The 22,156-nt window shown below is 49.5% G+C and carries 41 protein-coding genes; 3 read left to right on the top strand and 38 right to left on the bottom strand.

Annotated elements, in window-relative coordinates; all coding sequences use genetic code 11:
* Positions 1-27: 27 nt before the first annotated feature.
* Positions 28-267 carry a hypothetical protein gene (locus EDM54_RS24340; protein ID WP_122958986.1) on the bottom strand — a complete coding sequence of 80 codons (240 nt, stop codon included), beginning with the start codon at positions 265-267 and terminating at the stop codon, positions 28-30.
* Between the two features lie 193 nt (positions 268-460).
* Between EDM54_RS24340 and EDM54_RS24335 the strand changes: the two genes are divergently transcribed.
* Positions 461-640 carry a hypothetical protein gene (locus EDM54_RS24335; protein WP_122958985.1) on the top strand — a complete coding sequence of 60 codons (180 nt, stop codon included), beginning with the start codon at positions 461-463 and terminating at the stop codon, positions 638-640.
* A gap of 258 nt (positions 641-898) precedes the next feature.
* On the opposite strand, the gene EDM54_RS24330 is transcribed toward EDM54_RS24335, so the two are convergent.
* From EDM54_RS24330 to EDM54_RS24200, 30 genes are all read right to left on the bottom strand, one after another.
* Positions 899-1,360 (bottom strand): hypothetical protein, encoded by a 462-nt coding sequence (locus tag EDM54_RS24330; protein ID WP_122958984.1) that lies wholly within the window; start codon positions 1,358-1,360, stop codon positions 899-901.
* A gap of 15 nt (positions 1,361-1,375) precedes the next feature.
* On the bottom strand, positions 1,376-1,822 hold the full coding sequence (locus EDM54_RS24325; protein ID WP_122958983.1) for a hypothetical protein: 447 nt from the start codon (positions 1,820-1,822) through the stop codon (positions 1,376-1,378).
* A 3-nt stretch (positions 1,823-1,825) separates the two neighbouring features.
* Complete coding sequence (locus tag EDM54_RS24320) at positions 1,826-3,163, bottom strand: phage tail sheath subtilisin-like domain-containing protein (RefSeq protein ID WP_122958982.1); 1,338 nt, start codon at positions 3,161-3,163, stop codon at positions 1,826-1,828.
* The gene (locus EDM54_RS24315) at positions 3,160-3,366 is read right to left on the bottom strand and encodes a hypothetical protein (RefSeq protein WP_122958981.1); all 207 of its coding nucleotides are present in this window, start codon (positions 3,364-3,366) and stop codon (positions 3,160-3,162) included. The genes EDM54_RS24320 and EDM54_RS24315 overlap by 4 nt, the downstream gene beginning before the upstream one ends.
* Positions 3,367-3,370: 4 nt before the next feature.
* Positions 3,371-3,826: a hypothetical protein gene (locus EDM54_RS24310; RefSeq protein ID WP_122958980.1), complete on the bottom strand. Its 456-nt coding sequence runs from the start codon at positions 3,824-3,826 to the stop codon at positions 3,371-3,373.
* Positions 3,827-4,384: an HK97 gp10 family phage protein gene (locus EDM54_RS24305; RefSeq protein WP_122958979.1), complete on the bottom strand. Its 558-nt coding sequence runs from the start codon at positions 4,382-4,384 to the stop codon at positions 3,827-3,829. It abuts the gene before it with no gap.
* Positions 4,384-4,710, bottom strand: a complete 327-nt coding sequence (locus EDM54_RS24300) for a hypothetical protein (protein ID WP_122958978.1) — start codon at positions 4,708-4,710, stop codon at positions 4,384-4,386. Before EDM54_RS24300 ends, EDM54_RS24305 begins: the two co-directional genes overlap by 1 nt.
* Positions 4,707-5,087, bottom strand: coding sequence for a head-tail connector protein (locus EDM54_RS24295; RefSeq protein WP_122958977.1), 381 nt, complete (start codon positions 5,085-5,087; stop codon positions 4,707-4,709). Before EDM54_RS24295 ends, EDM54_RS24300 begins: the two co-directional genes overlap by 4 nt.
* Positions 5,053-5,283 (bottom strand): hypothetical protein, encoded by a 231-nt coding sequence (locus tag EDM54_RS24290; RefSeq protein WP_122958976.1) that lies wholly within the window; start codon positions 5,281-5,283, stop codon positions 5,053-5,055. Before EDM54_RS24290 ends, EDM54_RS24295 begins: the two co-directional genes overlap by 35 nt.
* Positions 5,283-6,218, bottom strand: a complete 936-nt coding sequence (locus tag EDM54_RS24285) for a major capsid protein (RefSeq protein WP_122958975.1) — start codon at positions 6,216-6,218, stop codon at positions 5,283-5,285. The genes EDM54_RS24290 and EDM54_RS24285 overlap by 1 nt, the downstream gene beginning before the upstream one ends.
* Positions 6,219-6,233: 15 nt before the next feature.
* A complete protein-coding gene (locus EDM54_RS24280; RefSeq protein ID WP_122958974.1) occupies positions 6,234-7,499 on the bottom strand; it encodes an XkdF-like putative serine protease domain-containing protein in 1,266 nt (421 codons plus the stop codon).
* Positions 7,500-7,520: 21 nt separating this feature from the next.
* Positions 7,521-8,348: a phage minor head protein gene (locus EDM54_RS24275; protein ID WP_122958973.1), complete on the bottom strand. Its 828-nt coding sequence runs from the start codon at positions 8,346-8,348 to the stop codon at positions 7,521-7,523.
* Positions 8,341-9,777, bottom strand: a complete 1,437-nt coding sequence (locus EDM54_RS24270) for a phage portal protein (RefSeq protein WP_122958972.1) — start codon at positions 9,775-9,777, stop codon at positions 8,341-8,343. The genes EDM54_RS24275 and EDM54_RS24270 overlap by 8 nt, the downstream gene beginning before the upstream one ends.
* Positions 9,777-11,219, bottom strand: coding sequence for a terminase large subunit domain-containing protein (locus EDM54_RS24265; protein WP_122958971.1), 1,443 nt, complete (start codon positions 11,217-11,219; stop codon positions 9,777-9,779). The genes EDM54_RS24270 and EDM54_RS24265 overlap by 1 nt, the downstream gene beginning before the upstream one ends.
* Positions 11,216-12,349, bottom strand: a complete 1,134-nt coding sequence (locus EDM54_RS24260) for a terminase small subunit (RefSeq protein ID WP_122958970.1) — start codon at positions 12,347-12,349, stop codon at positions 11,216-11,218. The genes EDM54_RS24265 and EDM54_RS24260 overlap by 4 nt, the downstream gene beginning before the upstream one ends.
* A gap of 76 nt (positions 12,350-12,425) precedes the next feature.
* Complete coding sequence (locus EDM54_RS24255; protein WP_122958969.1) at positions 12,426-12,965, bottom strand: hypothetical protein; 540 nt, start codon at positions 12,963-12,965, stop codon at positions 12,426-12,428.
* A 160-nt stretch (positions 12,966-13,125) separates the two neighbouring features.
* Positions 13,126-13,314 (bottom strand): hypothetical protein, encoded by a 189-nt coding sequence (locus EDM54_RS24250; RefSeq protein ID WP_122958968.1) that lies wholly within the window; start codon positions 13,312-13,314, stop codon positions 13,126-13,128.
* Positions 13,315-13,351: 37 nt separating this feature from the next.
* A complete protein-coding gene (locus EDM54_RS24245) occupies positions 13,352-13,858 on the bottom strand; it encodes a sigma-70 family RNA polymerase sigma factor (RefSeq protein ID WP_122958967.1) in 507 nt (168 codons plus the stop codon).
* Between the two features lie 21 nt (positions 13,859-13,879).
* Positions 13,880-14,092 carry a hypothetical protein gene (locus EDM54_RS24240; RefSeq protein WP_122958966.1) on the bottom strand — a complete coding sequence of 71 codons (213 nt, stop codon included), beginning with the start codon at positions 14,090-14,092 and terminating at the stop codon, positions 13,880-13,882.
* A gap of 97 nt (positions 14,093-14,189) precedes the next feature.
* Positions 14,190-14,387: a hypothetical protein gene (locus EDM54_RS24235; protein WP_122958910.1), complete on the bottom strand. Its 198-nt coding sequence runs from the start codon at positions 14,385-14,387 to the stop codon at positions 14,190-14,192.
* Positions 14,388-14,465: 78 nt separating this feature from the next.
* Positions 14,466-14,603 carry a hypothetical protein gene (locus EDM54_RS26690; RefSeq protein WP_155807936.1) on the bottom strand — a complete coding sequence of 46 codons (138 nt, stop codon included), beginning with the start codon at positions 14,601-14,603 and terminating at the stop codon, positions 14,466-14,468.
* 24 nt (positions 14,604-14,627) lie between these two features.
* Positions 14,628-14,810: a hypothetical protein gene (locus tag EDM54_RS24230; protein ID WP_122958965.1), complete on the bottom strand. Its 183-nt coding sequence runs from the start codon at positions 14,808-14,810 to the stop codon at positions 14,628-14,630.
* A 17-nt stretch (positions 14,811-14,827) separates the two neighbouring features.
* A complete protein-coding gene (locus EDM54_RS26685; protein WP_170208426.1) occupies positions 14,828-14,992 on the bottom strand; it encodes a hypothetical protein in 165 nt (54 codons plus the stop codon).
* A gap of 119 nt (positions 14,993-15,111) precedes the next feature.
* Positions 15,112-15,291 carry a hypothetical protein gene (locus EDM54_RS24225; RefSeq protein ID WP_122958964.1) on the bottom strand — a complete coding sequence of 60 codons (180 nt, stop codon included), beginning with the start codon at positions 15,289-15,291 and terminating at the stop codon, positions 15,112-15,114.
* A 28-nt stretch (positions 15,292-15,319) separates the two neighbouring features.
* A complete protein-coding gene (locus EDM54_RS24220; RefSeq protein WP_122958963.1) occupies positions 15,320-15,664 on the bottom strand; it encodes a hypothetical protein in 345 nt (114 codons plus the stop codon).
* On the bottom strand, positions 15,664-16,074 hold the full coding sequence (locus EDM54_RS24215; protein ID WP_122958962.1) for a YopX family phage-derived protein: 411 nt from the start codon (positions 16,072-16,074) through the stop codon (positions 15,664-15,666). Before EDM54_RS24215 ends, EDM54_RS24220 begins: the two co-directional genes overlap by 1 nt.
* A gap of 17 nt (positions 16,075-16,091) precedes the next feature.
* Positions 16,092-16,265, bottom strand: coding sequence for a hypothetical protein (locus tag EDM54_RS26680; protein ID WP_170208430.1), 174 nt, complete (start codon positions 16,263-16,265; stop codon positions 16,092-16,094).
* A 16-nt stretch (positions 16,266-16,281) separates the two neighbouring features.
* Positions 16,282-16,821, bottom strand: coding sequence for an ASCH domain-containing protein (locus EDM54_RS24210; protein ID WP_122958961.1), 540 nt, complete (start codon positions 16,819-16,821; stop codon positions 16,282-16,284).
* The gene (locus EDM54_RS24205) at positions 16,818-17,465 is read right to left on the bottom strand and encodes a hypothetical protein (RefSeq protein ID WP_141334343.1); all 648 of its coding nucleotides are present in this window, start codon (positions 17,463-17,465) and stop codon (positions 16,818-16,820) included. Before EDM54_RS24205 ends, EDM54_RS24210 begins: the two co-directional genes overlap by 4 nt.
* A 364-nt stretch (positions 17,466-17,829) precedes the next feature.
* Positions 17,830-18,093 carry a hypothetical protein gene (locus tag EDM54_RS24200; protein ID WP_122958959.1) on the bottom strand — a complete coding sequence of 88 codons (264 nt, stop codon included), beginning with the start codon at positions 18,091-18,093 and terminating at the stop codon, positions 17,830-17,832.
* 108 nt (positions 18,094-18,201) lie between these two features.
* Between EDM54_RS24200 and EDM54_RS26675 the strand changes: the two genes are divergently transcribed.
* Positions 18,202-18,363 carry a hypothetical protein gene (locus EDM54_RS26675; RefSeq protein WP_170208422.1) on the top strand — a complete coding sequence of 54 codons (162 nt, stop codon included), beginning with the start codon at positions 18,202-18,204 and terminating at the stop codon, positions 18,361-18,363.
* A 12-nt stretch (positions 18,364-18,375) separates the two neighbouring features.
* Here the strand turns inward: EDM54_RS26675 and EDM54_RS24195 are convergent, their stop codons facing one another.
* The 6 genes from EDM54_RS24195 to EDM54_RS24170 all read right to left on the bottom strand — a co-directional run bounded on the left by EDM54_RS24195 (position 18,376) and on the right by EDM54_RS24170 (position 20,657).
* Positions 18,376-18,630: a hypothetical protein gene (locus tag EDM54_RS24195; RefSeq protein ID WP_122958958.1), complete on the bottom strand. Its 255-nt coding sequence runs from the start codon at positions 18,628-18,630 to the stop codon at positions 18,376-18,378.
* Positions 18,627-18,818 (bottom strand): hypothetical protein, encoded by a 192-nt coding sequence (locus EDM54_RS24190; protein WP_122958957.1) that lies wholly within the window; start codon positions 18,816-18,818, stop codon positions 18,627-18,629. The genes EDM54_RS24195 and EDM54_RS24190 overlap by 4 nt, the downstream gene beginning before the upstream one ends.
* Positions 18,819-18,844: 26 nt before the next feature.
* Positions 18,845-19,174, bottom strand: a complete 330-nt coding sequence (locus tag EDM54_RS24185) for a hypothetical protein (RefSeq protein ID WP_218032636.1) — start codon at positions 19,172-19,174, stop codon at positions 18,845-18,847.
* 193 nt (positions 19,175-19,367) lie between these two features.
* Positions 19,368-19,565 carry a hypothetical protein gene (locus EDM54_RS24180; RefSeq protein ID WP_039069908.1) on the bottom strand — a complete coding sequence of 66 codons (198 nt, stop codon included), beginning with the start codon at positions 19,563-19,565 and terminating at the stop codon, positions 19,368-19,370.
* Positions 19,566-19,608: 43 nt separating this feature from the next.
* A complete protein-coding gene (locus EDM54_RS24175) occupies positions 19,609-19,797 on the bottom strand; it encodes a hypothetical protein (RefSeq protein ID WP_039069909.1) in 189 nt (62 codons plus the stop codon).
* Between the two features lie 32 nt (positions 19,798-19,829).
* On the bottom strand, positions 19,830-20,657 hold the full coding sequence (locus tag EDM54_RS24170) for a DNA adenine methylase (RefSeq protein ID WP_122958955.1): 828 nt from the start codon (positions 20,655-20,657) through the stop codon (positions 19,830-19,832).
* Positions 20,658-21,009: 352 nt separating this feature from the next.
* On the opposite strand from EDM54_RS24170, the gene EDM54_RS24165 reads away from it, so the two are divergent.
* Positions 21,010-21,249, top strand: coding sequence for a helix-turn-helix domain-containing protein (locus EDM54_RS24165; RefSeq protein ID WP_122958954.1), 240 nt, complete (start codon positions 21,010-21,012; stop codon positions 21,247-21,249).
* A gap of 34 nt (positions 21,250-21,283) precedes the next feature.
* On the opposite strand, the gene EDM54_RS24160 is transcribed toward EDM54_RS24165, so the two are convergent.
* On the bottom strand, positions 21,284-21,826 hold the full coding sequence (locus EDM54_RS24160; protein ID WP_122958953.1) for a site-specific integrase: 543 nt from the start codon (positions 21,824-21,826) through the stop codon (positions 21,284-21,286).
* Between the last annotated feature and the right edge of the window lie 330 nt (positions 21,827-22,156).

Raw genomic sequence — 22,156 nt, 5'->3', positions numbered from 1 at the left:
TGCCTCCTTCCAATAAAAAAGACGCCTTTACTCGGCGCCCCAACTCATCAAGAATAGTCCTCCCCAAATTAGACCAATTGAAATTGCAAAAAATATCAGAAAGACTAAGCATCCACTTATAGTTTCAGCAAGCCATCCTTTGAATACCGATCCGTTTATCGGTTCCACACTCTTATTAGAAAAAACCTCTTTGATCCCTTGAAAAATTAGAACCAAAATGGTGATTATTCCTGCGAAAACAAATATCAATCCAAGAATACCACTCAACGTAACCCCTCCCGTCTACATTCTACCCCACCTCATTTTTCGAGTCAGTGCAAACAGTTCGGGAACAAACGACAGAATTCGACTTCTCCCCAGCCGTCACCCTCTCGGGAGAAGGGAGAAGGCCTTTCCTTCTCCGACAGGATTCTCCACCTTTCCTGTTGAATGGGACTATTGGAAGGAGGTGGTCCTACTTATGAAAGATATCGATTTTCAAGCCATTGAAGAGGCCATCATACAAAAACACATCAACTCACTCAAAAATCCAGAGAGTGAATTTGCTGTGTCAATGACAAAATTAGCAGCGAGACTGGCTACGTATGCCGTAATGGAGTATCACAAGCAGCTTCAAGAGAATCAGTCAGAGACTGAATAACCCTTTCCTTTATCTTCTCAGACAGGATTGGATCTTGCATCATCTTAATGGTTGTATTGATATCAGCCGTACGCTGATATGCTATCTCTTCCCGCACGATTTCTCGAATTCGTTGTTCAGTAAGGAACATTCGTTATCACCTCTCACGGAAATTTAATGATGGAGAAAGCTACTGCCTTGCCTTCTCCATCTCTTCTGCCTCTACTGCCTGGCATGCCATAATAAATAGCTTTTGCATATATAAATCAACTTCGTATTCTACGAGATCGACTGGTCTTCCACGTCCGTTGAGGAATGCCCGACAGAGGTGGCTTGCTTCTCCGTCGGTTCGGATGAGTTTTTTAGGTCTTCCACGACCTCTTGTTCAGACTTAATCTTGGCGTTTACCTCATTGACCTTTTCAAGCAGCGCCTGGTATCCGGCAGGGTTGTGCTCAAACAGTTTGACCGGCATATCGAACTTATCTTTGGCCTTGTATGCTCTGAGCAGTTCAACGTTGCCCCAGGGGAAATCGTGTTCTGTGGCTTTTACAATGCGGATGTCATTATACCGGAACAGATCAAACCGGCCTTGTGCATCCTCAGCCAGTTTGTACGCCTGGCGGTTTTCGGAGAAGGTCAGCTCCCTGACACTCCACTCCTCCCCGTCAATCGTGACTGTAGCCGTTCGGCGCTGTACCGGCTCATGTGCCTTCGCGAGATACTTCTCAAGCTTGCTCATGCAACATTCCCCTTTCTATTCTTCGTATTCCGGCAATCGATCGATAAAGTCAGGTTTCTTGTTACTGCGGCCCCGGATTTGGTATGTGGCGTTTTCCGTGCCACTGGCGTTTGCCTGCCAGAGATTCAATTCTTCTGGGTTGAGTACGATATCGGTGAATCGTACACGTTCGGCGTTGCCAGTTTCTTTGTCGAGGGATTCCCCGATCAACATAGGCAGAGTAGGCGTTTTGCCTTCTGTGAGTTGATCAACGCAGAAATATTTCAGTTCGGCGTTAACGGATGAGATTGTTAGGGAGATCTCCACATACCAGTCGTCGATCGTTTGCAGAGTCCCCTTTTGCAGCCGGTTCACGTCGGTGTATGTGACGCGGAGAATTGCGCTGCCTTCCAATGTACCCAGAATCGGGTCACCGTTGTCATCGTAGACTTGGCAGTTTTTCAGCTTGATGTCGCGTTGCATCTATCAGAGCACCTCCCATTCCACATCGAAGTATTCGATTGCATCCAGAGGTCTTGCAGAGAGTTTGAACCCGCGGCGGTCACCGGATCCATTTTTCTTGTCCTCAAAAGTCCAGCCAGCATCGATAGCGCCTTGCTCCTCCCGAACTTCCATGTACGCTTTGACAGCACCCACGAAGGTTGCGCCTCCAATGTCGTTGTTGTCCAGTTTCCCCTTGTACTTTTTGCCGACGGTCTGGATGTCGTTGTATATCTGATCCAGCGTCATGCTGACACGGATTTTCCCGTAGTCCTCACGCTCGCCGGGGCCGATGGTGGAAAGGGTGTTGACGGCACTTTCGATGATGTAGACATCCCCGTCGCGAGTGGCTATAAGGGTGCCGGTGCTGAGCGCTTGCAGGATCTCGGTGTGGCCCCAGTCTTTTGCAGCTTTTTTCATGGGCACCACGACGGCAGTCAGCGATTGGTCAGCAGGCGTCGCCGCGATCATGCCAGCGACCCATGCAGCCCACTGCAAGCTTCCGTAGTAGTTGGAGTTGTTGTGCGTACCTGCAATCGCGCAATTGACGATGTACCTGGCGTTCTGAGCGATTGAGCGTTCCGTGTGTTTGGTCATGTTTGTATCATCTGCTGCCGGTCCACCAATGACCAACGTGCTCATCTTCTTGTTGAGGTTGCGACGATCAGACATAAACTGCTTGGCTGCTGCTTGGACTGCCGGATCATCCGAGGGCAAATAGAGAGTGTCGAAGTCAGCCCCGGAGATTGCATTGAATAGCCTGGTAAAGTCAGCTGATGTTAATGGCTCCGTACCAGACACCCCATTGGCGAGATTCGTTTCCGCTACATCTGTGATAGCTGCAGTCCCTTCTTTTTTCACCCGGATGTAGACGGATTGCTCCGTTTTTGTTACCAGCTCATCAGCATCTGCAAAGGAGAACTTTTCCGTACTGACCGGTCCCTTTACCACCAGTTCTTTTTTTCCAGGCTCTGCAGTGGAGTCCGCGATCGAAACCTTTAACTCATTGCCGACCAGCCCAGGATAGCGCGCCGTGATCGTAATCGCTCCAGGCTGGCTGTAGCTGGCTGCCACCGCATTCCCGTTTGTCATCCGATAACCCAAAATGGTGGCGCCGCTCTCCGCTGCCAACTCAATTACATCGACCACGCCAAACGTCTCAGCGATCCGTTCCTCGTACCCGCTCATCCGGACGATCGCGTCCGCCTCGCCCCATTCCGCCTGATACGGCACGAGAACCACACCAGACTTCGGCAGCACGCGCTCCTGCGCTCGGGCGATCATCTCAATTGTTACACCTGGTCTTTCGCGTTGAATCGTCATTTACTGCCACCTCCCCGAAAATCTTTGAGCCTGCTTTTTACGACAGACTCAGCAACAATATCGTTTTCCTTGACATCGAAAAGGGCACCGGCAATCTCAAAGCGTTCTGCTTTCAGACTCGCGGCGCCCTCATTGATCCACTCCCGTTTTGTTCGCTTCACATCAACAGGAGTCTTTTCCGGCCTTTCTTTGCTAGTTGCCACGCATTTACACCTCCTCTATATCGAACACATTGATTTTCTCAACCTGCGGACGCGGGATGGCCATTGTATACTCGAACCGGAAGGTGATTTCCGTTCTGTCCTTTTTGTCTGACCTGACGCGAAATGTTGAATTGTCGATATCGATGAACAATCCATCCGTTTTTCCGCGATAGCTGTACCTCTCCCGCCGCAATAATTGCCGAAGTGGCTCCGTCGAGATTGGCTCGTACACCTCTTGCCCGCCGACCATCTTTTTCGGGTGATGCAACACGATCCCAGCGTCGGAGATCACTTTGTACGACGTCAGAGTGTTGCCTCGCTCTGTAACTTCTTGGGTCTGCACGAACGCTACTGGCGGCTGAAACTTACCCGCAAGCCACACATCCAAGCTGTCTAGGATGGCGAGATCCGGATACGCCTCGTTTATCAGATCGATGATGCACGATAGTTCACGGTCCATTTATCTCACCATCCTTTCCAGCTCTTTGTCCAGCATTTCTTCGATGATACGGTTCATACCACCCTGAAAATTTTTCAGAGCGATGTCGAAATACTTACGACCAATGAATGTGCGTGGACGAACGGTAAATCCACCTTCGGCATCCGGGTCATAGTGAAATTTCAGTTCCTGTCTCTGGGAATAACTCAACCCTTTGGTATCGTCGATACGCCTGCCGTTTAATGTGAAGAATCCCGGAACAAAATAGCTCCGAGAAATGGTGTAGCCATCATTGACATACTCAGCATAGGTGAGGTTCGACCCAACCTCTAACGTAATCGCGTTCCTATCTGCATCGAATTCCCACACATTTCCCGGTTCCCCTTGGCTGAATGAGTTTAATAGGGTTCCTGTGTCAAGCACACCGTTACCCCGCTCTTTCCCATCACTCTGTCGTAAAATTTCGTCTGTAATAGCATTGAGCAGCTCTTCACCAAGTCGATAAACGATCTGTTGAAGAACCTCCGGAACACGCTTATCCAGCTTCCTCAACTTCTGCTCAAACTGGCGAAAGTCCACTACTCCGCCCCCCGTTTCTCCTGAATGGCGACTACGGACAGGAAACGCCGCCCAGGGGTTACGTCAACGACCACAAACTCCCCCCGACCGGGAATCTCCAGAACGTCATCCTTTCGTACATCCTCGCCCAAACGGAAGCCGAGGGACGCCTTGTACTCCCACGTCACCGGATCGGCACTCGCAGGGCGTTGCCAGGACGATTCTACGGCCCGTATGCACCCCATTATTGTCTGAGAGGGTAATTCCACTGGAACTACCCTGTTGCGCTCATCCAGCGCCGTTCCCGTTCGTTTCACGACGATCTGATCGTTCATCCGATGGATCATAGCAGCATCGCCCGAATGTTTCCGCTGCCGCTGGCCTCCGTCGTGAAGGCCATCCACTGGCGCAGCAGAGAATCAACCAGCGCGCTGCCGGTCGTGATCGTCGCCCGCTCAATCGACCAGGAGTAGCCCTGATCGGACTCGGAGGTGATACCGCGGGCTTCTGCGCCCAGCGTTTCGTCGTTGTCCGTCAGGGCCATGGCCTCTACCAACCGGAAATGAGCCACCTCCAGGCGACTGTCATCGTCTACGAACGGCCTGGCTGTGAACAGTTCAATGCGAATTTTGGCCTCGTCGATGAGATAAGAAAGCCGCTCAGGTGTCATGTCCTGAACGGCCCTCGTGCTACTCTGCTGCTTTACTTTCTCCGGTGTCAGCATTGACTCCACCCTCTTCTGGTTTGCCCTCGCCTTTCTTACGGTTAACCGGCTTTACTTCCTCCAACAGTTCAAAGTCCTTGCGTTCTTTCAATTTCGCGAGAACCTTGGTGTCGTCCACTCGGACTAGCTTGTCCTTCTCAAAACGATAGCCGTAAGCCTGCAGAGAGGCGTTTGCTCCAACAAATTTAACGAGCATTAAAACTCCACCCCCTCGACGTAGGCTACTGCTGCTGGCTCCTCGAAGATTGGGTCAAAGTCAGAGTGGATCGCGTAGAATCGCTTGTCAGCGTAGATGGCTTCCTTCCCCTCTGTGGTCTTGCGAATTTGCATGTCATAGGTGTGAACCATGACAAAATTCGGCTGATAGGTGAACAAGATCGCACCTTCAGGCATGTGTGCCACTTCCTCCACGTCGTAGGCGTTGATTTTCTTGACGCCGCCAGTGATTTGCAACTGTACCGCAGCCGAGTTGTCCAGTTCCGCCAGCTTTTGCAGTCGTTTGGAATAGGTGTTCGGGTGCATGAAGTATTTGAACGTCCCGCCCGTACGCTGACGTGTCGGAATGGCGCGTTCAAGTTCAAACAGAATGCCCTTTTTCTCAACTTCAGAAATGGTTGCCCAGTCGATGTAGTTACCTGTGGTTTTCGCCAACTTCAACCAGCCGTCATTGATCTTCAGAAAATCGTAATCCGGGTCTGTGTTCAGCGTTGCAGTATCCCCGTTAAAGCCAAGGTCCTGCATATTGTCGCCGTAGTTCAGTGTCATGTGGCGGAGAATGACTTCTTCCGCATTCTGTCCGCGAACACGCTGTGTTTGTCGGATAAACTCCTCGGTGATCTCGAATGGCAGCACAACTGGGGTTACCGAGTAAGGCACCTGCGGGAAATCTGGCTTTTTGGTGTTAGTCGCCATGACATCCTCAACCTTTGAACGGAGATTCCGTCCAGTTACCCCGATCTTATCGATAGTGCCTTGCGCTGACGTCCGTGTCTCATGCCGAATGCCTTTCAGGAAGGAGGTCGAATCGTACGCCATATCCATGAACTTCTCAACCTGCTTGTAGTTGAGTGCCGATGTATCACTAGCCGTTGTTGTGGCTGCTTTAGAAATAATCTGTCCGTTTGTATTCATGCTCTTCAGTCCTCCTTACAACAGTCCAGCGAAGGAACTGCCGTCATCTTTTTTAATCGGGTCGTCGCCTGGTGTCTGTTGGCTGGCACTGCGGGCATTTTTAATCAACTGAACTTCCTGGCCCAGCGTTTCCACTTGTTTAGAAAGTGGCTCCAGCGTTTTTGCGATAGCATCGGTAAGCGCGGCGGTTATCGGATCGGTTTGTTGACTACTAGCCTCTCCGCCGTCCTCGGCCTTTTTCAACTCCGCTACTTCCAATTGCAAGTCGGTCAATTGCTTTGTAATGGGCGACATGGCCGCTGCTACTGCTTTTTGGATGTCTTCTGCTTTCACGTCATCTTCCTCCTTAGGTTTTGCTTTTTCACGCAATGCTGAGAGTGCAGCGATAGCCTCGTCAACTGCTTGCAGGTTGGCAGATGATAGTACCTTTCCTGCTTTCCTTACAGCCTCCAAGCGCTCTGGGAAGTCATCTGCCTTTACTATTTCACTGTCAGTCGGCCACTGAGCTGCCAGGGAAACAGCCACTGTCTTGTACTCGTCAATGGTCTTCCCGATAGCCTCAGCTTTGTCTGTGATCTCAGGGTCGTCCAGAATTTCTCGCATGGTGTCAGTAAACGCCCATTGCGAGTCGTACCACTTGTCGCGAACATCCCTTGCAGCTATGCGGCTTTTAAAAGACTGGACAGCCTTGGTGATTGGCGTTGGTTTCGTACTCGGCAACAGGTCCTGCAACGCCTTTTTGATGGCATGCAAAAGCCCCTTCTCAACCGTTTCATCGTCGGCATCCGAAGAGGCTTTACTGATTTTTTCGCGTTTGCCGACGCCCCACATGGAGAATCCGGTAATCTCGCCTTTTTCAATTTGCGCCCAGGTGTCGGCGTCCGTTACCTTCACGCCAGCCACCCATGAGCCCTTCTTGATCTCCTGATCGCCGAGCGTCATGTCCACCGGAGCGATATACGACTCGACCACATACCCTTTGTCAGCGTCCAGATCGTGCTGCTTGTCGATGTTGTGCGTGTTTTGGCGCTCCATAAAGCCGTGCGCGGCCTTTTCAATTTCCTCGGCGGTCATGCTATCATCATGAGCGTCAAATTCGTCTGGCTCGTACACGACCCCGTACACGATCTGCTTGGCTTTGTCCGCTTTGGCGATGCGGATATCCTTTTGCAGCGCCTCCTTGCCCTCTTCTTTGATGATGGCAAAGGGCTTTCCATTTGCTCCCTTGTCGACAAGCGAGATATGCGTGATCTTTGCGTCTTTCAATGCGTATTTTGGCACCTTTCTTCACCTCCTTTCCGCTTAAAATACTGCCTGCATCGTACAACGGCAGTGCACAATCTGCTTGGCGCTGCCAGATGGATCGCCTGGATGCATCAGCTTTTCACCTCCTACTCTGAAAGGCTTTTCAATGTCGACTGTTTGGCCGTTGGCCTCGCGGTGATCCTTCCGCGTCCGCTTGTTGTTTGCGGCGCGCCACCGCTTCTTTTTCACGAGGCCAGACTGCTTCCAGCCCTCCAGCTTACCGCCGTTTGCCGCCGCAGTAGAAATCGTCCGCGATACCCTCACGGCGCGAGTCATCGAGAACGGCCCTTCCTCGCCGTTGGCTGCCTGCTTGCTTACCTCTTTGACGAGTACAGCGCGCTCTGCTGGCGTTTCTCCAGACTCAATCGCCCGCTTGAAAGAACGCATCATATGATCGGCCGACGTGCTGTTCATGGCGGGGACTAGCTTCTTGAGCTTCTTGGTAAACTTGGCGGCCGCCTTATTCTCTTGCTCCCATTTTGCCTCTGGATTGATCCCGATAGCTTCTGATTCTCCAGCCAAGCGGAACATCGGCATAAATGCATCTTGAACAGCTTGTTCAAACTTCTCTTGAAAGAAGTCGCCTGCCTGGACAGCAAGGATCACTTTCCACAGCTCATCTGCATCGGCGGCCAGTTCGTCACTCAACTCCTGAATGGCTTCGTCAAGCGCTTTTCCTTGCAGCTCCAGGGTGTCAGCGATTGCTTCCTCTCCCTCTTTGTACAACTTCTCCAGTAACGCACGCTCGGCATGAGTCAGGTCAAGGCTATCAAGAAAATCATCATCGTCCGCTTTGGCGATCAGATACAGGCACTGGTCACACATACTGGCGATCCCTCGTTTCTCGGAGCAGTCGCTTGGCAACCGTAGCCAGCTTTTCTTCCGGGTCCGCGTCATGTTCCGGCACCCCGAACGGATCAGCGGCAGGGGTAAGCTGAGCGATTGGAGTATCAAGATAGCCGTCCGAGTAACGACTTTCGTCGATGACGGTACCCAAAACTTCTTCCGCGATTGGAATGAGGTCGCGCACGAACAAAAGCCCTCTGTCGGCCAGATAGTCCAGCATGGCCTTTCGCTCGTCCGGGTCACTGATTTTCGGGCTGCGAAGGATCGCCTTTACCCGGTACACCCCAATCGACGGCAGCAAGCGCTTGTTAAAAATCTCGTCCATAAGCCACTTTCGGTATGGCTGGAAGACTTGTTCCTCCGCGATTCGGCGGGCGTTGTCGCTGGTCGCGCGGTTGTAGTCGTCCGACTCGCCCGTGAGGATTGGAGGGACACGGAATGCGGAACGAGTTTCTTTTCGCTTCTCTCGGTTGTACTCAAGAAAAAGAGCATCTTGCTGGAGAAGGTCGTTCAATTTGTCCAGCTTGATGCTCGTTTTCTCCTTCTCATCACCTGTGAGCCCCTTGTCGTAGCCCTGTACTTCGAGGTACAAGATGCCACCCTGCGACTTCTTCCCCTTTGCCCCTTTCAGGGCCTCGATTGACTGCGGAGCCAACTCACCATTCATGACAGTCAGAATCATCGCCAGCATGCGCCCGTTGTCAAAGTAGTCGAGGTTCAGTTCCTCGGCCTTTCTCGACCCGACAACTCCCGGCGAGTTACCTGACCAGCGCGGTTCGCCGTAGGTTCCGTTTCCCAGTTGGAGGTGGATGACTTCGTTTCCCTCTCCAGGTGCTCCAAACTCCCGGAACCACGTAATGCTGGTCCCTCTCTTCTGCGCGTATCTTCGCACCCATTTGGATTGCGTGAACTCTTCAACCTTTCCCTGCACCAACCGCAGATACTTCATCTCAACCTTTTCGAGTGGAGCTGTACAGCGCATATACTCCGGCGGAATCCGGTATATGGCAGGCAAGCCACCGCCGCGTGCCACCTCGATATACGCATTACCGCAATGCTCAAGGTCTTCGACCAGCTGGCTCAACAGTTGTTCGACCGATTCCTCCAGGTTGGCGGTCTGCATAAAACGGTCGGCAACATCCCATTCAGCCTTTGCTGTATCGTCGCTTTGTCCCGGTAAATACTCCAGAGCATAACCATACCCAGTGACATTTGTCTTGTATGCTTCGACACATTGCGGGATGATATTGCTTTGCTTAACCACCTGCACACACGCCAACGGGTCAAGACTCGGACGTATCAGCTTGTACTCGTCATAGTCCTGCTCGAACTGGTCGGTGATTATCTGTTGGCTTTCGCCGCCAATTTCCGCCTTGCCAATCGGGTACCATCCTGTAGCGTTTGACATCAGATCCATCCTCCTTTCCCTTCGCGACGTCTTTCTTCGCGTCTCTGAGCAGCCAGAAGCATGAGCCAATCGTTATACAGCGCATACCGTTTCGCGTCCTGAGTATGATTGTCTTGGTCGACAGGTTCTTCAAGCACCACGCCGTTTTGCTCCTTGTACTTGTAGTTGCCCGTTTCTTTCATCGTTTCCACCAGCGACTTGGAAACATAAAGGTTCGGGCGTCCGGTAGACTCTTTCACCTTGTACAAGCTAGAGACACGACGGATGCCGGGGCCGATTGCGTTTTCCGCTGGTTTCACAGGAAGCTTGTAACGCCTGTAGGTTGAAATATTTTCTGGCTCGGAAGGGTCAGCCCATATGACATCCATCGGGTACTTTTTATGCAACTCCAAGTACCGCTTTACCAAGCAGTCTTCCAGTTGCCCGCGATCATCCACTACCAAGACATTGGTTTGACGAAGATAACTTTCCTCGATCAAGTAGTAGTCTTCATTCGTGCATCCGATGACCAAAAGCACTGCAGGATCGTTCCAGCCATGGTCCATCCCGCCGATATAGCGCTTAAACATCACTTCGCGTTTTTCGCCAGTCGGGTAGGTCACGAGAAATAGCCGCTTTTCGAGATCAAGCGGCTGCACATCGACACAGTGTATTCCCCTATCAAATTCTTCGTAAACCTGACCGTGAAAGACGTTGAACTTAGCGTAAATTTCGCGTTTCACGTATCGTTCTGGATACGTTTCGATCATCCTTTGGATGTTCTTTTGCAGTTCCGGGATAGGGTTATCCTTGGATGTCCAGTAAAAGTTCCGCCAGTCAGGATCATTCTGGTAACGATCATCGTCCAGACCAGCGTCGATAAACTGCCCCCGCAACACGATTTCTTCTGCAAACCAGTTGATGCCCTCAGGCGTGGTCGTCCAAACGCTCCAGCCACCTTTGTCAGCGAGTGCATAGGAGAGATAACCACTCCATGTCTGCTCCTTCATCTTTGACGCCTCGTCAAGCCAGACGCCATCCAGACCTTTACCAACAAGTGTCTTCGGGTTGTCCGCCGACTTGAACTGGATAAGCACCCAGCCTTTCAGCCAGATACGGTTTTTGGATGCGTCCCAGCTTTCGATCATTTCCTCCGGGATGACCGCCGCCAGCTCTTCTTGCTGAATCTCCGACATGGCATAGGTAGGCGACACGCACCAGTATTCCAATCGCGGCTTGGGCTTTTTCATGACCTTTAGATTGCGCGGTGGCTTATACGGTAGTCCTTTGCCTCGCTCCAAGTCGGCCAGAATGTTATCGAAGAATTTGCGCGCACCTACATTGGTTTTACCGCCGCGACGACCGCAGTTCATGACAATGTTTCTCGCATCGCACTGCATGACTTCTACTTGTTTGGCGTGTGGCTTCCATCCTTCAAACGGGTCAACGCGGATCGTCTTCATTGCGACCACCGCCGCACAACGACTTCTGTCGGACGCTCGTCATCGCCGGACTGGAGCTTCCCTACCTCCAGCTTCAGCTTCTCGACCCGCAGGCGTTGTTCCTCGGTCATAAAGCCGAGGTATTTTTCGAGCTTCTCCAGCGCCTTCATTTTGTCGTGCAGTTTGACGCTCACACCGTCTTTGCCCTGCTTGACTTCGCTGATGATTGTGCCGTCGATACTCTCGCTGTCCTTGAAGTCTACATAGTTCACCACTTTGGTTACCGGATTTCCTGCATCATCTGTCATCGGCCCGAACATGGTCATGACCGGGACTTCTTTTTGTCCGAACTCCAGCAGATCAGTAATATCAGCGAAGGCGATCTTCATGTACTCCGCGATGATACGCTGCACACTCATGCCAAGCTCATCGGCCATCGCTTCCTTCTGGCGCTTGATTTCAGCCTGAATCTGAGGTTTTCTCAAGTTCTCCCACCCGATGGCGTATGCTGTCTTCTTACTGTAGCCGACAGCCATAGCAGCGCGGGTAGCGTTAAAGTCCCGGAGATACTCCAAAACAAAAAGCCTCTGCTTTTCAGTCAGAGACCCGTCATCGTTATCTATTTCTGGCGGAGGTTCACATCGTTCCGCTTCTCGTTTGGAACGTTCCGTAACTTTCGGAACGTTTGGAGCGTTCCGTTCCGATTGATTGGAACGTTCCGTTGGTTTTGGGGAAGTATCGCGACTTTTTGGCGGAGGATTGGGCACTTCCTTCAAGAACACTTTTCGCGGAGCGCTATCCTCGAAAGGACCAACGACGCCGTTCCGCTCCATCTGCTCAATCAGCCTTGCTGCGCGTGTGTACCCAATACGCATGCGGCGCTGCAACAGACTGACTGTAGCCATTTGTGCTTCCACAACGATGCCTACTGCCTGATCGTACAACTCGTCGACTTCCGGCTCATCCTCAACAGCCAGAGCTTCTTGCGGATTATCTACCGACAATGACCATTTGTCCTTGTTCTTCCAGCCTCGGACAGTGCCTTCGGATATGCCCAGTTGATCCGCAATATCCTTCAGCTTCATTTCGCCGTTGGAACGCTGCCATATCTCGAATGCTTTATCGCGGTTGGGGTCTCTTGCTCGTGCCATCTACATCATCACCACCACCCATTGTGCTGTAATAAAAACGAGCATCCTAGTCGGACGCCCTGTCCTTCTCGATTTTTCACAACTTGCCTCGCTGCCTATGCAACTCTAAAACACGTTGATGATATGCTGGATCATCTTCTTCTGCGTCATATGTAACGTACCGATCAACATATTCCCTAATCAAACTATCGTCAAAGACATCCGTCCAGCTTACCAAGAATACCTTCTGCTTCGACAGATGAAATACATCTTGAATTATTTCTTTTGCCTTCTTATCTTTGCAAGCTGAATCAATTGGATATACGACAACATAATCAAGGTTTCTAGGTGTATTTCGTTGAGATGTGGGATTCAGGGAGTCAAAATACAACTTATGTTTTCCTAAAGGGTAAGCAACGCCCGTTTTAAACTGTGTGCCGTTTGTCCCAAAAACGGCCCCCAAATTCTTCATCGCATTTGTCCTGAACAAAATTGTGGAAGGCGTCTCCAAGTCTTTGAGACATCCGAGAACGAGCGAGTGTTTTTTAAACTGATGCGTTCCATTCACATACAAACATTTGTCCTCTGATACAAGGAAATCAACAATAATTTTCATCGCGGTTTCTTTTGTATTCATTTACTCCCCCCCTAAAGAATATTTCAGCATCACTTGCTGCAACTCCTGCGATAAGTGAAATGAAAATCCCGCCCCGTTTCCGAGGCGGTAATGGAGGGGTTCGCGAAAGAAAAAGCCCTTTCACTTATAGGTGGCTTTCGTGTGACAAAAATCGTGCTTTTCAACTCAGCCACAGAGAAAACAGGTAGATTCCCCCTAACATGACGGCGGCGCTCAAAATCCCCCGCATCCACTTTGGCGCTAGCGTGTTTACCAACGCCAGGGCAACAGCAAGCCCTACTACAAACACCCCCAGCTTGATCGCACCACTCGTTATCCACGGTGCATCTACAGTCAAGTCTAATGCCATATGTATCGCCTCCACCCCTTATATCGACAAAAACAGCTTATCCCACAAGGAATAAGCTGTTCATCAGTCGCTCAGATATTTTCGCCTGCGCACGCTTGATGTGCGTTGCCACGCTGCTTTTGCTGATTCCTAACAAATCGGCAATAGCTTCATACGAGAAGCACTCTCCGTGAGCCAATACATAGCACTCCCTTTCCCGTTCGCTCAGTACGCACAGCGCGTCTTCGATTTGCTGCATTTCCCACTCCGTCAAATTTGCTGGACTGCCGGCCGTGCTGCGGGCGACGTACGCCTGCATCTTGATGGGGTCCATGAGCTTCTCTCTTTGATATGCAGCTCGACGCTCAATCCCTCGTTTGTTTCCCGGGCGGCGTCCGCTCTCCAACCACTCGATGATCCACTCCACTTCTCCGCGCATTTCTCCAATCAATTGGCGTTCGGCTATGGCCGCCGCATTTCCCGCCTCAGATGCCGCTCTACGCACCTCGTAGGCGGCGTTTAATCCTTTCCAAGTCTCTTTATACCCCTTCAACAAATCGTGCATGAGAACCCCTCCCCAATGCGTCTATTTGCGTGCTTTGTTTTTATCTTTTAAAAACTGCCTTGACCCGGTATCGCCCATCAACCTGCGAAGCTGCTCGATCGTCAGAACCTCGGCTGGCTTGTCCGGTGGCGGCTTGCGTTGGCGCTCCGTTGCGCGCTCCAGATGCTCATCGAAGCTGATCGGCTTGTTCTCTTTCCGCTTTTTGAACTGTAGGATGTCGCGAATCTTCGCCATGGCTCGTTCCTCCTTTGGTGAGCAAAATAAAAAGGGCGCCAGAATACACCCGTATTGGGTGAAGATTCTGACGCCCTCCGCTTTTCGGTCAGGCCATTTATTTTGCTTTTCTGTATCGTTTTCGTTTGGTCTCTTCGGTATCGAGTAGCTTATCATCTTGGGTAATGATCGTGAACCTGTGATGTGCTTCCAATTTGCAACTCTCCACGACATTACCATCCTCGATGATGACGACTCTGACGCCTTTTTCTAAGGGATATTTTACCACAGTTTCTGTTTTTTCAATAGCGCTCATCTTTCGTTCCCCCTTGTCTTTAGCCGTGATATAATGTGATTAGCGAACACACATTTGCTCCCGGCAGGGGGCTATTTTTTATTCTTCGAAAAGGCTAATAACTTCATCGATCCTGGCATTCGGGAATGGACCATAGATTTTTTCTCCAATGACAACTACAAATTGCTCCTCTGTTTTTACAATTCCCCCGACGCTTTGGATCATTGCCACGTCCATTTCGTTCACTCCTGAAATATTTTGTTAAGCTGTCTCAGGTTTTTCCGTTTCCTCCAGCTGCTTCGCTGCATCATACAAAGGTTGGACTACCTTTCGTAACTCTTCATAATCCCTCTTTGTGATTCGTTTCGACATCAAGCCGAAGGCCCATCCAGTCAAATTGTTGCGTGTGCTGATGATAACTTCCTTCATTTGTTGATCGTCCATTCTAATCACCTCATTGCTTATTTAAAAATCAACCGGTCTACTTCACACACCTGATACCTGGCTCCGAGTTTTTTACTCTTCTGCATCGTTACAAGAGCTCTTTCAGCTTGTCCTCTGTTTGAATAAATCTTGTCGTGATAGGCGTAGATAACTGGGCCATCAAGGACTGCCAGAATATACATACAGATCACTCCTCATCACACTTTCTTTTGCTGCACATGCCCACATTTCACACAGAACAGCCTCTCGTCTCCGTCGATCCACCACATATGGCGACATATGAACCACCATTTGGCCCTTCTCATTGCCTGTATTCCTCTGCTGTCAGCGTTCTTACGTGGATTGCACCGACCTGAATTGCCATAATCCTGAAATAAAGACTCTTATCTGGAAATGGAATGCGGAATTTTGCCCCAGGCTCAAAGTTGTGATGTTCCATCTCGCCGATTTCCTGGCGCGTGTCATAATCGATGATTTTCATGCTTCACCTCATCACAATTTCTCTTTTGTTAAGGACGAATCCCTAACTCTTTCAGTATGTCTTGCGCGCGTTTTCCTCTGTCAGCCATTACTTTGGGTGAGCACCCGATATGGGGAATGCTGTAGTTATTCTCATCTGCGTACCAATTCAACGCTGCCTCTGCCGCCATCGCCCGTTTGATCCAGTACGGGAGCGCTTCGCGAGCTTCTGTAATGAATCTGGCGTCATCCCTCATCTGTAAATCGCCGCGCATCCGAAACGCCTTAAACAGTGGAACGCCGTTCTCTTTGGTTACTTGATCATGATCATTGCGCCACGGTCCCGGCGTAGCAGCCTCGCACATTGCCAAGTCCTTTTCTGCGTCACGTTGCATTACTCGCCCACCTCCAGAAGATCGCGATTTTCGTAAATGTTGCCGATTACCGTGATGTACGGTATCTCACGATGCAACAACAGACTTCCGCAACACAGTTCCATTCGCTCGTTATAACCAACTTCGTACACTCCGTTGATTTTCATTGATCCTTCAAAGGGATGGTCTCGGAGATCGACAATATCCCCCTCATAAATCTCCTTGCCGTTCTTGTCGCGGAGGCCGGTGAATTGCATCAGATCATATGTGCCTGTGCCATCCGCTAAACTGCCGCATCCATTTTGCATGTTGTAATAGACTGCGTTGTTATCCATATCAAAAGCGATGCTGTCGTGGATATCGGTGCCGCATACCCGCATTTTTTTCAAATCCTTGTCCCATATCCGAAACTTGATTTCACGTCCTTGCATCCCGTTCCCCTCCCCATTTAAAAATCAAATTCCATTTGTCCTTCTTCTTCCCGTACCCAACCAGCTTGTACCCATGACATGAATATGCGCTTTTTCAACTCTTCCGGAACGGCATTTCCTGACTGCGAATATACCCAATATGTTGATGCGGATACCATTTCAACTTCCGGGTCGATATGCACTATAGGCATTCTGTTCCCCTCCCGTTTAAGGCGCCAGATCGCTCATAACCTGGGCGCAGTCTTCGCATATTCCTTGCTCGTCATCCAGCAGCAACAACTCTTTGTCTTCTTTGCAGTTGATGCAGGTACCATAATTCCAATTCCAGAGTCCTTGTTTGCCTTTCACTGGAACCGGCTCAATTCTCTTTATATTGATCAGTTCCCAAGCGTACCGACCCGGTGTGTAATCGCCGAAAGCGTACTCTTTATCGTCCAGATAATAATCGTCTTCTGCACCGTGTAAAACTGGCATGCCTTTGTTCGTAAGCCAGTCCGAAACCTTCCTGCAATCCACCAACTCCGCGATGGCAAGCACGCACCCCGACGGAAAATCATCCTCTTTGCGAAATCCATGTTCCCAAAGCGTTGAGGATAGTTTAGGCAAGCGATGATCATAAAGCAGTTGCTTCGATGCATGTATCGCAATTGGACCGCGGTAGTTTGTTTTCCATCCTCGCGTTTCAAACTTTTTCTCACCGAGGGCGATCAATGTCGCCCACGGCTGGTGTATTGTGATTGCTTTCATGCCGTCGCCTCCTCCCTGAACCTTTCAACCTGGGCAACATACTTATCGAAATTTCTCTCGATCCGTTCCTTCGCAATTTCAATCGCTTTTTTATAACGATCATGTTCTACAATCCGCCGGCCTGTAGCAACATCAGATACGCACCACCAACCCTCATAATGGGCAATGAAAAACTCGTATCCACGATATTGGAAAGCAGGCTCCGCAATTATGGATCGCCACTCTGTTGCACCGCCACCAAGGTTGACATGAATTTTGTACACGCGAGGGTTTCTGAGCTTCCTGATTGGCTTCTCTTTTTCTTTTCTAGGCTTGCGATTTACACGTCGCTTCTTGGGCTTTTCTTTGTGGTTCAGCTCAAAATACTTGTGGTATTTCTCCATATCGATGCCTGTCCATTCCTGAATCTCCTGGAGGCACTTGTCAAAGAACTTTTTATGCTCGTCAGCAAGACTCATGCTGTTCCAGTTATCAATCTGGTCGTACCACCACGGCCGCCATTCCGTAATGTATTTCCTGTCGATATAGTCGCTAATTGTATTACTGACGCATCGGAAGTGAACCGGCTTCAACTTCGTAAAATCACCGCTGTTAATCTGGCGAGCAACGATCTTCAGAATCTTGTTTCGTTGGCGCTTTTTCATCCAATTCACCCTTTCAACCATCTAATAAATGTTGAGCCGAGGCACACCCGCACTCTATAGTCTTGGTCCCTATAAAGGATTTCTGAGTCCCGTTCATCCTGATTCATGCCAATGACTATCCTCGTCTGACCTTTCGGATTGCTGTATTTTTTCCAACATTCGATGTCTTTATGGGTCATGTTGCACCTCCACTGGGTACACACGTAATGTTGTGTTATGCCTGATTTCCGTACCAATCCTCAAGCATTTCAATGGTCACGCCTTTATCAATTAGCGTTTGAATCGCCGCCTTTACTTCTTCGTCCTTCAAAATATCGCTGTTCACTTTACTTCACCCTCCCCATTTATCAAATCGTGTGTTGTGTTAAATCCCTGTAATGCCGAGTTGTTTTAACGCATCCGCTGCGCAATCCCTTGCTCCCTCGTCTGTACTTTCTTGGTAAATCGTAAGAAGGGCTGCCATCAACTTATCGACTTGCTTTTTTTGCACAACTGCCTCTGCCTGCCACGTTTTTGATGTTTCTTTTGCATTCCGCAGCTCGTCGGTCATTCGTTCTAACTCACAACCAATGCACTGCGAATAGATTGTGACCGGGTGTTCTGCGTGTTTTTTGCACACCTTTCCCATCGTGTTTGCCCTCCAGATTTATCAAAATTACCGAAGTGTAAAGTTAACCTCCCGCCCTGTCTGGCGATCCCTGTCTCTGGAAACACTGATAGGCAGGAGGCGATTGCTTTGTTTGACAAAGATTATTATGTTCGGCGAATCCAACTCGCTCAGGCAGACATCGAAGCCATTAAGTCGTCAAACTTGCACAATGAGCACCTGTTTATCGAATTGTTGAACAGTAAGATTGCAAATTGGAAAAATCATCTTGAAGAACTGGCTTCCCAATGATCTGCTGCTCGGTCATATGATCCCCACCGCATCACATTCGCCTTCGCATTCTTCGTCGCTGAGTTTGTCCAAGACCCGTTCAGGATATCCGTTTTTCCGAAGCAATTGACGATACTCTGAATTATCTGATGTGACTGAAAGGCATGTGTGCATCCAAGCAGGGAAATACTGCTTCGCCTCCTCCAGCGCCTGTTCTGATGATTCTGCCGACAAGGTAATGACCTGCTCGACGGTTCCCGATTGACCTTTGATCTTATAAATAGTCATTTTCCCGCCCTCCCTAATCTTTGGTTTGTGAGTTTCCTTGCCTGCTCCTTTACCATACGCGGCTGCTGTTTCAGCAAGCTTGCTCCACAACGAGCTATCTGCCTAATCCATTCGGCGTTTATTTTCACTTCTTCGTCAGACATTTCACCGATTCGATAAAGCTTTTCTACTACCTCGCCACGTTTCAAGCCGTGCTCCCTCCCTAACTATCGTGTTAAATTGCCTTTCTTCCGACCTTAAACACCATCATTGTATTGTGATGTAATGGCACTTTGAGAATATCGTCGTAAAATTCGCCTTTTCCTGTGATGTGACCGAACGGAACCTTACATTTCCCCCTGCCAAACTCTCGCCAAGCAGATTCAGCAGAGTATTCCCCGTAAGCATCTATCCACCAATTTTGCTCCCTTTTGGGTAATTCAGAGAATGTGTAGTAAAGTGAATCGGTATTTTCTATATCGCAAATTCGTTTCCATGCTGGATGCTTTTTGCACCATTCAAGCGCCTGTTGTGAGGCTTGTTCGACTGTATAAGTCTCTTGCACCAAACATTCCTCCTCATTTTTCATTTGATCTATTGTTCACACTCCATGGGATGTTTTTGCTTCGTTTCGTATAGCCACTCACATAGCAGTCATAGCACCGTCTTCCCCGTAGTGCCTTAAACCTTCCGCAAGCGTTGCAATGAGCCAGCTTGAAGGAAAATTTCATGGTTTCCCTCCTTCCTAGACACAGTAACTAATGTGATAAGCCTTTCTCCTGATCCCTAAAACTCCTGACCGCCGCGAGTATTTCTTCACGGTAATTCCTAGCGCCTTTACCAACAACGTTGCCGTTTGGCCCCCATTTTGGTGATCCGTACACGGTTACTTCGATTCCGTTGCCAGTTACAAGCCATCCAATTGGGATGCTTTTTACTTCCAATTTGTTATTCATATGTTTCTCCTCTTATCTCCGAACACACATAAAGATATATACCTTATTTGTTGTAGAGTTGGTCAATCCATTCCTCAAAGCCTTTAATTGACGGTCTTTTCTTGTTTTCGACACACCATCCAATGTAATCTTTGAAGCCCTCACCAACCTCTGCCAGCCAATCGGCACCATAACCGCCACTATAGGCATCTTGTTCATATCTTTCTAATTTTTCTAGTAGTTGTTTGCTCATATTTTCACTCCCTACACATTTTGATAAATTGCTTACCCCAGCAGCGCGTCGATGGTCATCTGGCCGTCATCGAAGTTCATGAGCAGCAATTCCTCTGCGATATTATTGCTACCGTTCACTACCTGCCTCGCTGACTTGAATGTGTCACGCCTCCAGTTCGGGTAAAGCTCGTCCAAAAGTGGGTGATCGTAGTAGGAAATGATCGCCTTACCCTGGATGTTGTTCAGGATTTCAGCAAGATCACGATGCATCCGTTCCGGTTCCTCTCTGTCCGCTTCTGTCAGCGCGTAATACTTTTCCCGACCGATGTACGGGGGGTCGACGTAGAACAGTGTTGTGGGCGAATCATAAACCCTGACGATATCCCGGAAGTCGCGGTTGTCGATCATGACTGTTTTCATCCGTTCGGCAAAAGCTTCGATTGCCTGGCATGCTGATTGATACGTCCGGGCCGTGTTATGTTCTCTGCTGTGTCTCCAACCTGTATCCGTGCAGAACGCAGAGTCGGAATTTCCCTTCGCGATGCCCGAACGGTTGACGTAGAAGAATCTTACTGCTCGTTCAAAGTCATCTGCTGGCGGTTCCTCTCGCTTCCACTTTTCATAGAGCATGCGGCTGTAGGGTAATGACTCACACACTTCCTGTAGCCGCTTTGGCTCACTTCTGGCCACAAGCAAGAAGTTGACCAACTCGCCATCTATGTCGTTGTAAACCTCGTTGGTGATCGGTGGTTTTTGAGCAATCACATGCGCCGCTCCGCCGAAAAGCTCAACATAGCAACTATGTGTCGGCATCCTCGTTATGATGTGCGGAGCCACCTTACCCTTTCCCCCGAACCAAATCAACGGCGATCTTGCCAAAGTGTTCCCCTCCTTATCTCCCTGAGCATTTTGTTAAGCCGGGCGGTCTGGACCGCCCGTTTACTTTGCAGGAAATACTGCGACTATCGAACACAGTTTCTTGTTATGAACTTTTGGCGATCCGATCTTCCCGTTATTCCACAAGGTTAGGTCTGTCGTCTCTACCCAAATTCGTTTGCCTTTCTCATCAAGCATCAGAACATACCATTTTTCCATATCTCATTACCTCCAACCGTCTCGTTTTGCGAGTCATTTATTGTCTTAATAATACAATGTCTCGTTTTGCGAGTCAATATCCTTTTGACACTTTTTCCGAGACAGTTTATACTTCCTATAAAAGGGGGGTTGGCCAATGAGATTATGTTCGAATCTGAAAACACTTGCTGAAACAAAAGGAGTTTCCATTCGTGCGATCGCGCGCGATATAGATTATCGTCTGGAATCCGTCCGCCTCTTGTACAACGACGAGATGGAGCGATATCCGCGCGATTTGCTCACAAAGCTTTGCACTTATTTCCAATGCAGCATTAGTGATATTTTGATTTTTGAAGATAATTCAGTAGATCAGGTTTCAGCCGAGGCAGGTCAGTAATGGCCTGCTATTTTACATAATTGAGATTGTGAAACTATAAGCTGAATCCATCCACGGCCTCGTCGATCAAATCCTGCGTGATTCCTATATAGCGCAGCGTGATCGCCGGGTGGCTGTGATTGAATATCATCTGCAGCGTCGCTATGTCCCTTGTCCGCTGATAGAAGTGGTACCCAAACGTCTTCCGCAGAGTGTGTGTGCCAACTTCGCTCAGCCCGATCTTACGGGCAGTTCCGTTCAGAATCTGGTAGGCCCGAACCCTCGTTATCGGCTGAGGCCTCTTTGACGACGCGAACAAGAACTCCTCATCGTCCATTCCCTGGGTGTAGCTTCTGATTGCTTCTTGTAACTGCTGGTTTAACTTGAATCGTTTTCGCTTTCCAGTCTTCTTTTCTGTAATCAACAGGTGTGACTTGTTACGCACATCCTCAACCTTCAAAGGCAGAATATCCGAAATCCGTAGCCCTGTGTTGATGCCGAACATCAGCAAAAATCCGTTCCTTGCCGATTGCTTTTTCAATAGTGCTTTCAGCTCTTCCAGTTTTGCTTTATCTCTGATTGGCTCAACAAAGTTCATACTGATCCCTCTTTTCTTGTCTCATCGGCCTGTGCTAAGCTTCCTGCAGGAGTGTGATCACATGGAAAAGTCTTTTTACTTTCCGGTACCTTGGGGAGACGTAACTTTTTTGAAAGAAGCTTTGAATACAATGGAGCTGCCTTTCTCTATAGAGCAGCCTTCCGATCGCTTGGAGTTAGCCGCTGGTGAAGTGGGGATTGTCTTCCCAGACCTCCATGTTCGTCAATACAATGCTGTCCGTGAGCTGTTTGGAGAGCATGGAAAACGGTATCCAGGGTGAACTACCTCCGTCCATTCCAAGACGGCCGGCCGCCGCCCACTTTGTAATTG

This window comes from Brevibacillus borstelensis, assembly GCF_003710865.1.
GTDB lineage: Bacteria > Bacillota > Bacilli > Brevibacillales > Brevibacillaceae > Brevibacillus > Brevibacillus borstelensis.
The sequence above is the reverse complement of the archived record's forward strand: the minus strand, read 5'-3'. Positions and strand labels throughout refer to the sequence as shown.

What these genes read in the sequence shown, in the direction of transcription:
- EDM54_RS24335 (WP_122958985.1), top strand. Translation starts at nt 461, where the DNA reads ATGAAAGATATCGATTTTCAAGCCATTGAAGAGGCCATCATACAAAAA.
- EDM54_RS24330 (WP_122958984.1), bottom strand. Translation starts at nt 1,360, where the DNA reads ATGAGCAAGCTTGAGAAGTATCTCGCGAAGGCACATGAGCCGGTACAG.
- EDM54_RS24325 (WP_122958983.1), bottom strand. Translation starts at nt 1,822, where the DNA reads ATGCAACGCGACATCAAGCTGAAAAACTGCCAAGTCTACGATGACAAC.
- EDM54_RS24320 (WP_122958982.1), bottom strand. Translation starts at nt 3,163, where the DNA reads ATGACGATTCAACGCGAAAGACCAGGTGTAACAATTGAGATGATCGCC.
- EDM54_RS24310 (WP_122958980.1), bottom strand. Translation starts at nt 3,826, where the DNA reads ATGGACCGTGAACTATCGTGCATCATCGATCTGATAAACGAGGCGTAT.
- EDM54_RS24300 (WP_122958978.1), bottom strand. Translation starts at nt 4,710, where the DNA reads ATGATCCATCGGATGAACGATCAGATCGTCGTGAAACGAACGGGAACG.
- EDM54_RS24295 (WP_122958977.1), bottom strand. Translation starts at nt 5,087, where the DNA reads ATGCTGACACCGGAGAAAGTAAAGCAGCAGAGTAGCACGAGGGCCGTT.
- EDM54_RS24290 (WP_122958976.1), bottom strand. Translation starts at nt 5,283, where the DNA reads ATGCTCGTTAAATTTGTTGGAGCAAACGCCTCTCTGCAGGCTTACGGC.
- EDM54_RS24285 (WP_122958975.1), bottom strand. Translation starts at nt 6,218, where the DNA reads ATGAATACAAACGGACAGATTATTTCTAAAGCAGCCACAACAACGGCT.
- EDM54_RS24275 (WP_122958973.1), bottom strand. Translation starts at nt 8,348, where the DNA reads ATGTGTGACCAGTGCCTGTATCTGATCGCCAAAGCGGACGATGATGAT.
- EDM54_RS24270 (WP_122958972.1), bottom strand. Translation starts at nt 9,777, where the DNA reads ATGTCAAACGCTACAGGATGGTACCCGATTGGCAAGGCGGAAATTGGC.
- EDM54_RS24265 (WP_122958971.1), bottom strand. Translation starts at nt 11,219, where the DNA reads ATGAAGACGATCCGCGTTGACCCGTTTGAAGGATGGAAGCCACACGCC.
- EDM54_RS24260 (WP_122958970.1), bottom strand. Translation starts at nt 12,349, where the DNA reads ATGGCACGAGCAAGAGACCCCAACCGCGATAAAGCATTCGAGATATGG.
- EDM54_RS24255 (WP_122958969.1), bottom strand. Translation starts at nt 12,965, where the DNA reads ATGAATACAAAAGAAACCGCGATGAAAATTATTGTTGATTTCCTTGTA.
- EDM54_RS24250 (WP_122958968.1), bottom strand. Translation starts at nt 13,314, where the DNA reads ATGGCATTAGACTTGACTGTAGATGCACCGTGGATAACGAGTGGTGCG.
- EDM54_RS24245 (WP_122958967.1), bottom strand. Translation starts at nt 13,858, where the DNA reads ATGCACGATTTGTTGAAGGGGTATAAAGAGACTTGGAAAGGATTAAAC.
- EDM54_RS24240 (WP_122958966.1), bottom strand. Translation starts at nt 14,092, where the DNA reads ATGGCGAAGATTCGCGACATCCTACAGTTCAAAAAGCGGAAAGAGAAC.
- EDM54_RS24235 (WP_122958910.1), bottom strand. Translation starts at nt 14,387, where the DNA reads ATGAGCGCTATTGAAAAAACAGAAACTGTGGTAAAATATCCCTTAGAA.
- EDM54_RS26690 (WP_155807936.1), bottom strand. Translation starts at nt 14,603, where the DNA reads ATGGACGTGGCAATGATCCAAAGCGTCGGGGGAATTGTAAAAACAGAG.
- EDM54_RS24230 (WP_122958965.1), bottom strand. Translation starts at nt 14,810, where the DNA reads ATGGACGATCAACAAATGAAGGAAGTTATCATCAGCACACGCAACAAT.
- EDM54_RS26685 (WP_170208426.1), bottom strand. Translation starts at nt 14,992, where the DNA reads ATGTATATTCTGGCAGTCCTTGATGGCCCAGTTATCTACGCCTATCAC.
- EDM54_RS24225 (WP_122958964.1), bottom strand. Translation starts at nt 15,291, where the DNA reads ATGAAAATCATCGATTATGACACGCGCCAGGAAATCGGCGAGATGGAA.
- EDM54_RS24220 (WP_122958963.1), bottom strand. Translation starts at nt 15,664, where the DNA reads ATGCAACGTGACGCAGAAAAGGACTTGGCAATGTGCGAGGCTGCTACG.
- EDM54_RS24215 (WP_122958962.1), bottom strand. Translation starts at nt 16,074, where the DNA reads ATGCAAGGACGTGAAATCAAGTTTCGGATATGGGACAAGGATTTGAAA.
- EDM54_RS26680 (WP_170208430.1), bottom strand. Translation starts at nt 16,265, where the DNA reads ATGCCTATAGTGCATATCGACCCGGAAGTTGAAATGGTATCCGCATCA.
- EDM54_RS24210 (WP_122958961.1), bottom strand. Translation starts at nt 16,821, where the DNA reads ATGAAAGCAATCACAATACACCAGCCGTGGGCGACATTGATCGCCCTC.
- EDM54_RS24205 (WP_141334343.1), bottom strand. Translation starts at nt 17,465, where the DNA reads ATGAAAAAGCGCCAACGAAACAAGATTCTGAAGATCGTTGCTCGCCAG.
- EDM54_RS24200 (WP_122958959.1), bottom strand. Translation starts at nt 18,093, where the DNA reads ATGGGAAAGGTGTGCAAAAAACACGCAGAACACCCGGTCACAATCTAT.
- EDM54_RS24195 (WP_122958958.1), bottom strand. Translation starts at nt 18,630, where the DNA reads ATGACTATTTATAAGATCAAAGGTCAATCGGGAACCGTCGAGCAGGTC.
- EDM54_RS24180 (WP_039069908.1), bottom strand. Translation starts at nt 19,565, where the DNA reads ATGAATAACAAATTGGAAGTAAAAAGCATCCCAATTGGATGGCTTGTA.
- EDM54_RS24175 (WP_039069909.1), bottom strand. Translation starts at nt 19,797, where the DNA reads ATGAGCAAACAACTACTAGAAAAATTAGAAAGATATGAACAAGATGCC.
- EDM54_RS24165 (WP_122958954.1), top strand. Translation starts at nt 21,010, where the DNA reads ATGAGATTATGTTCGAATCTGAAAACACTTGCTGAAACAAAAGGAGTT.
- EDM54_RS24160 (WP_122958953.1), bottom strand. Translation starts at nt 21,826, where the DNA reads ATGAACTTTGTTGAGCCAATCAGAGATAAAGCAAAACTGGAAGAGCTG.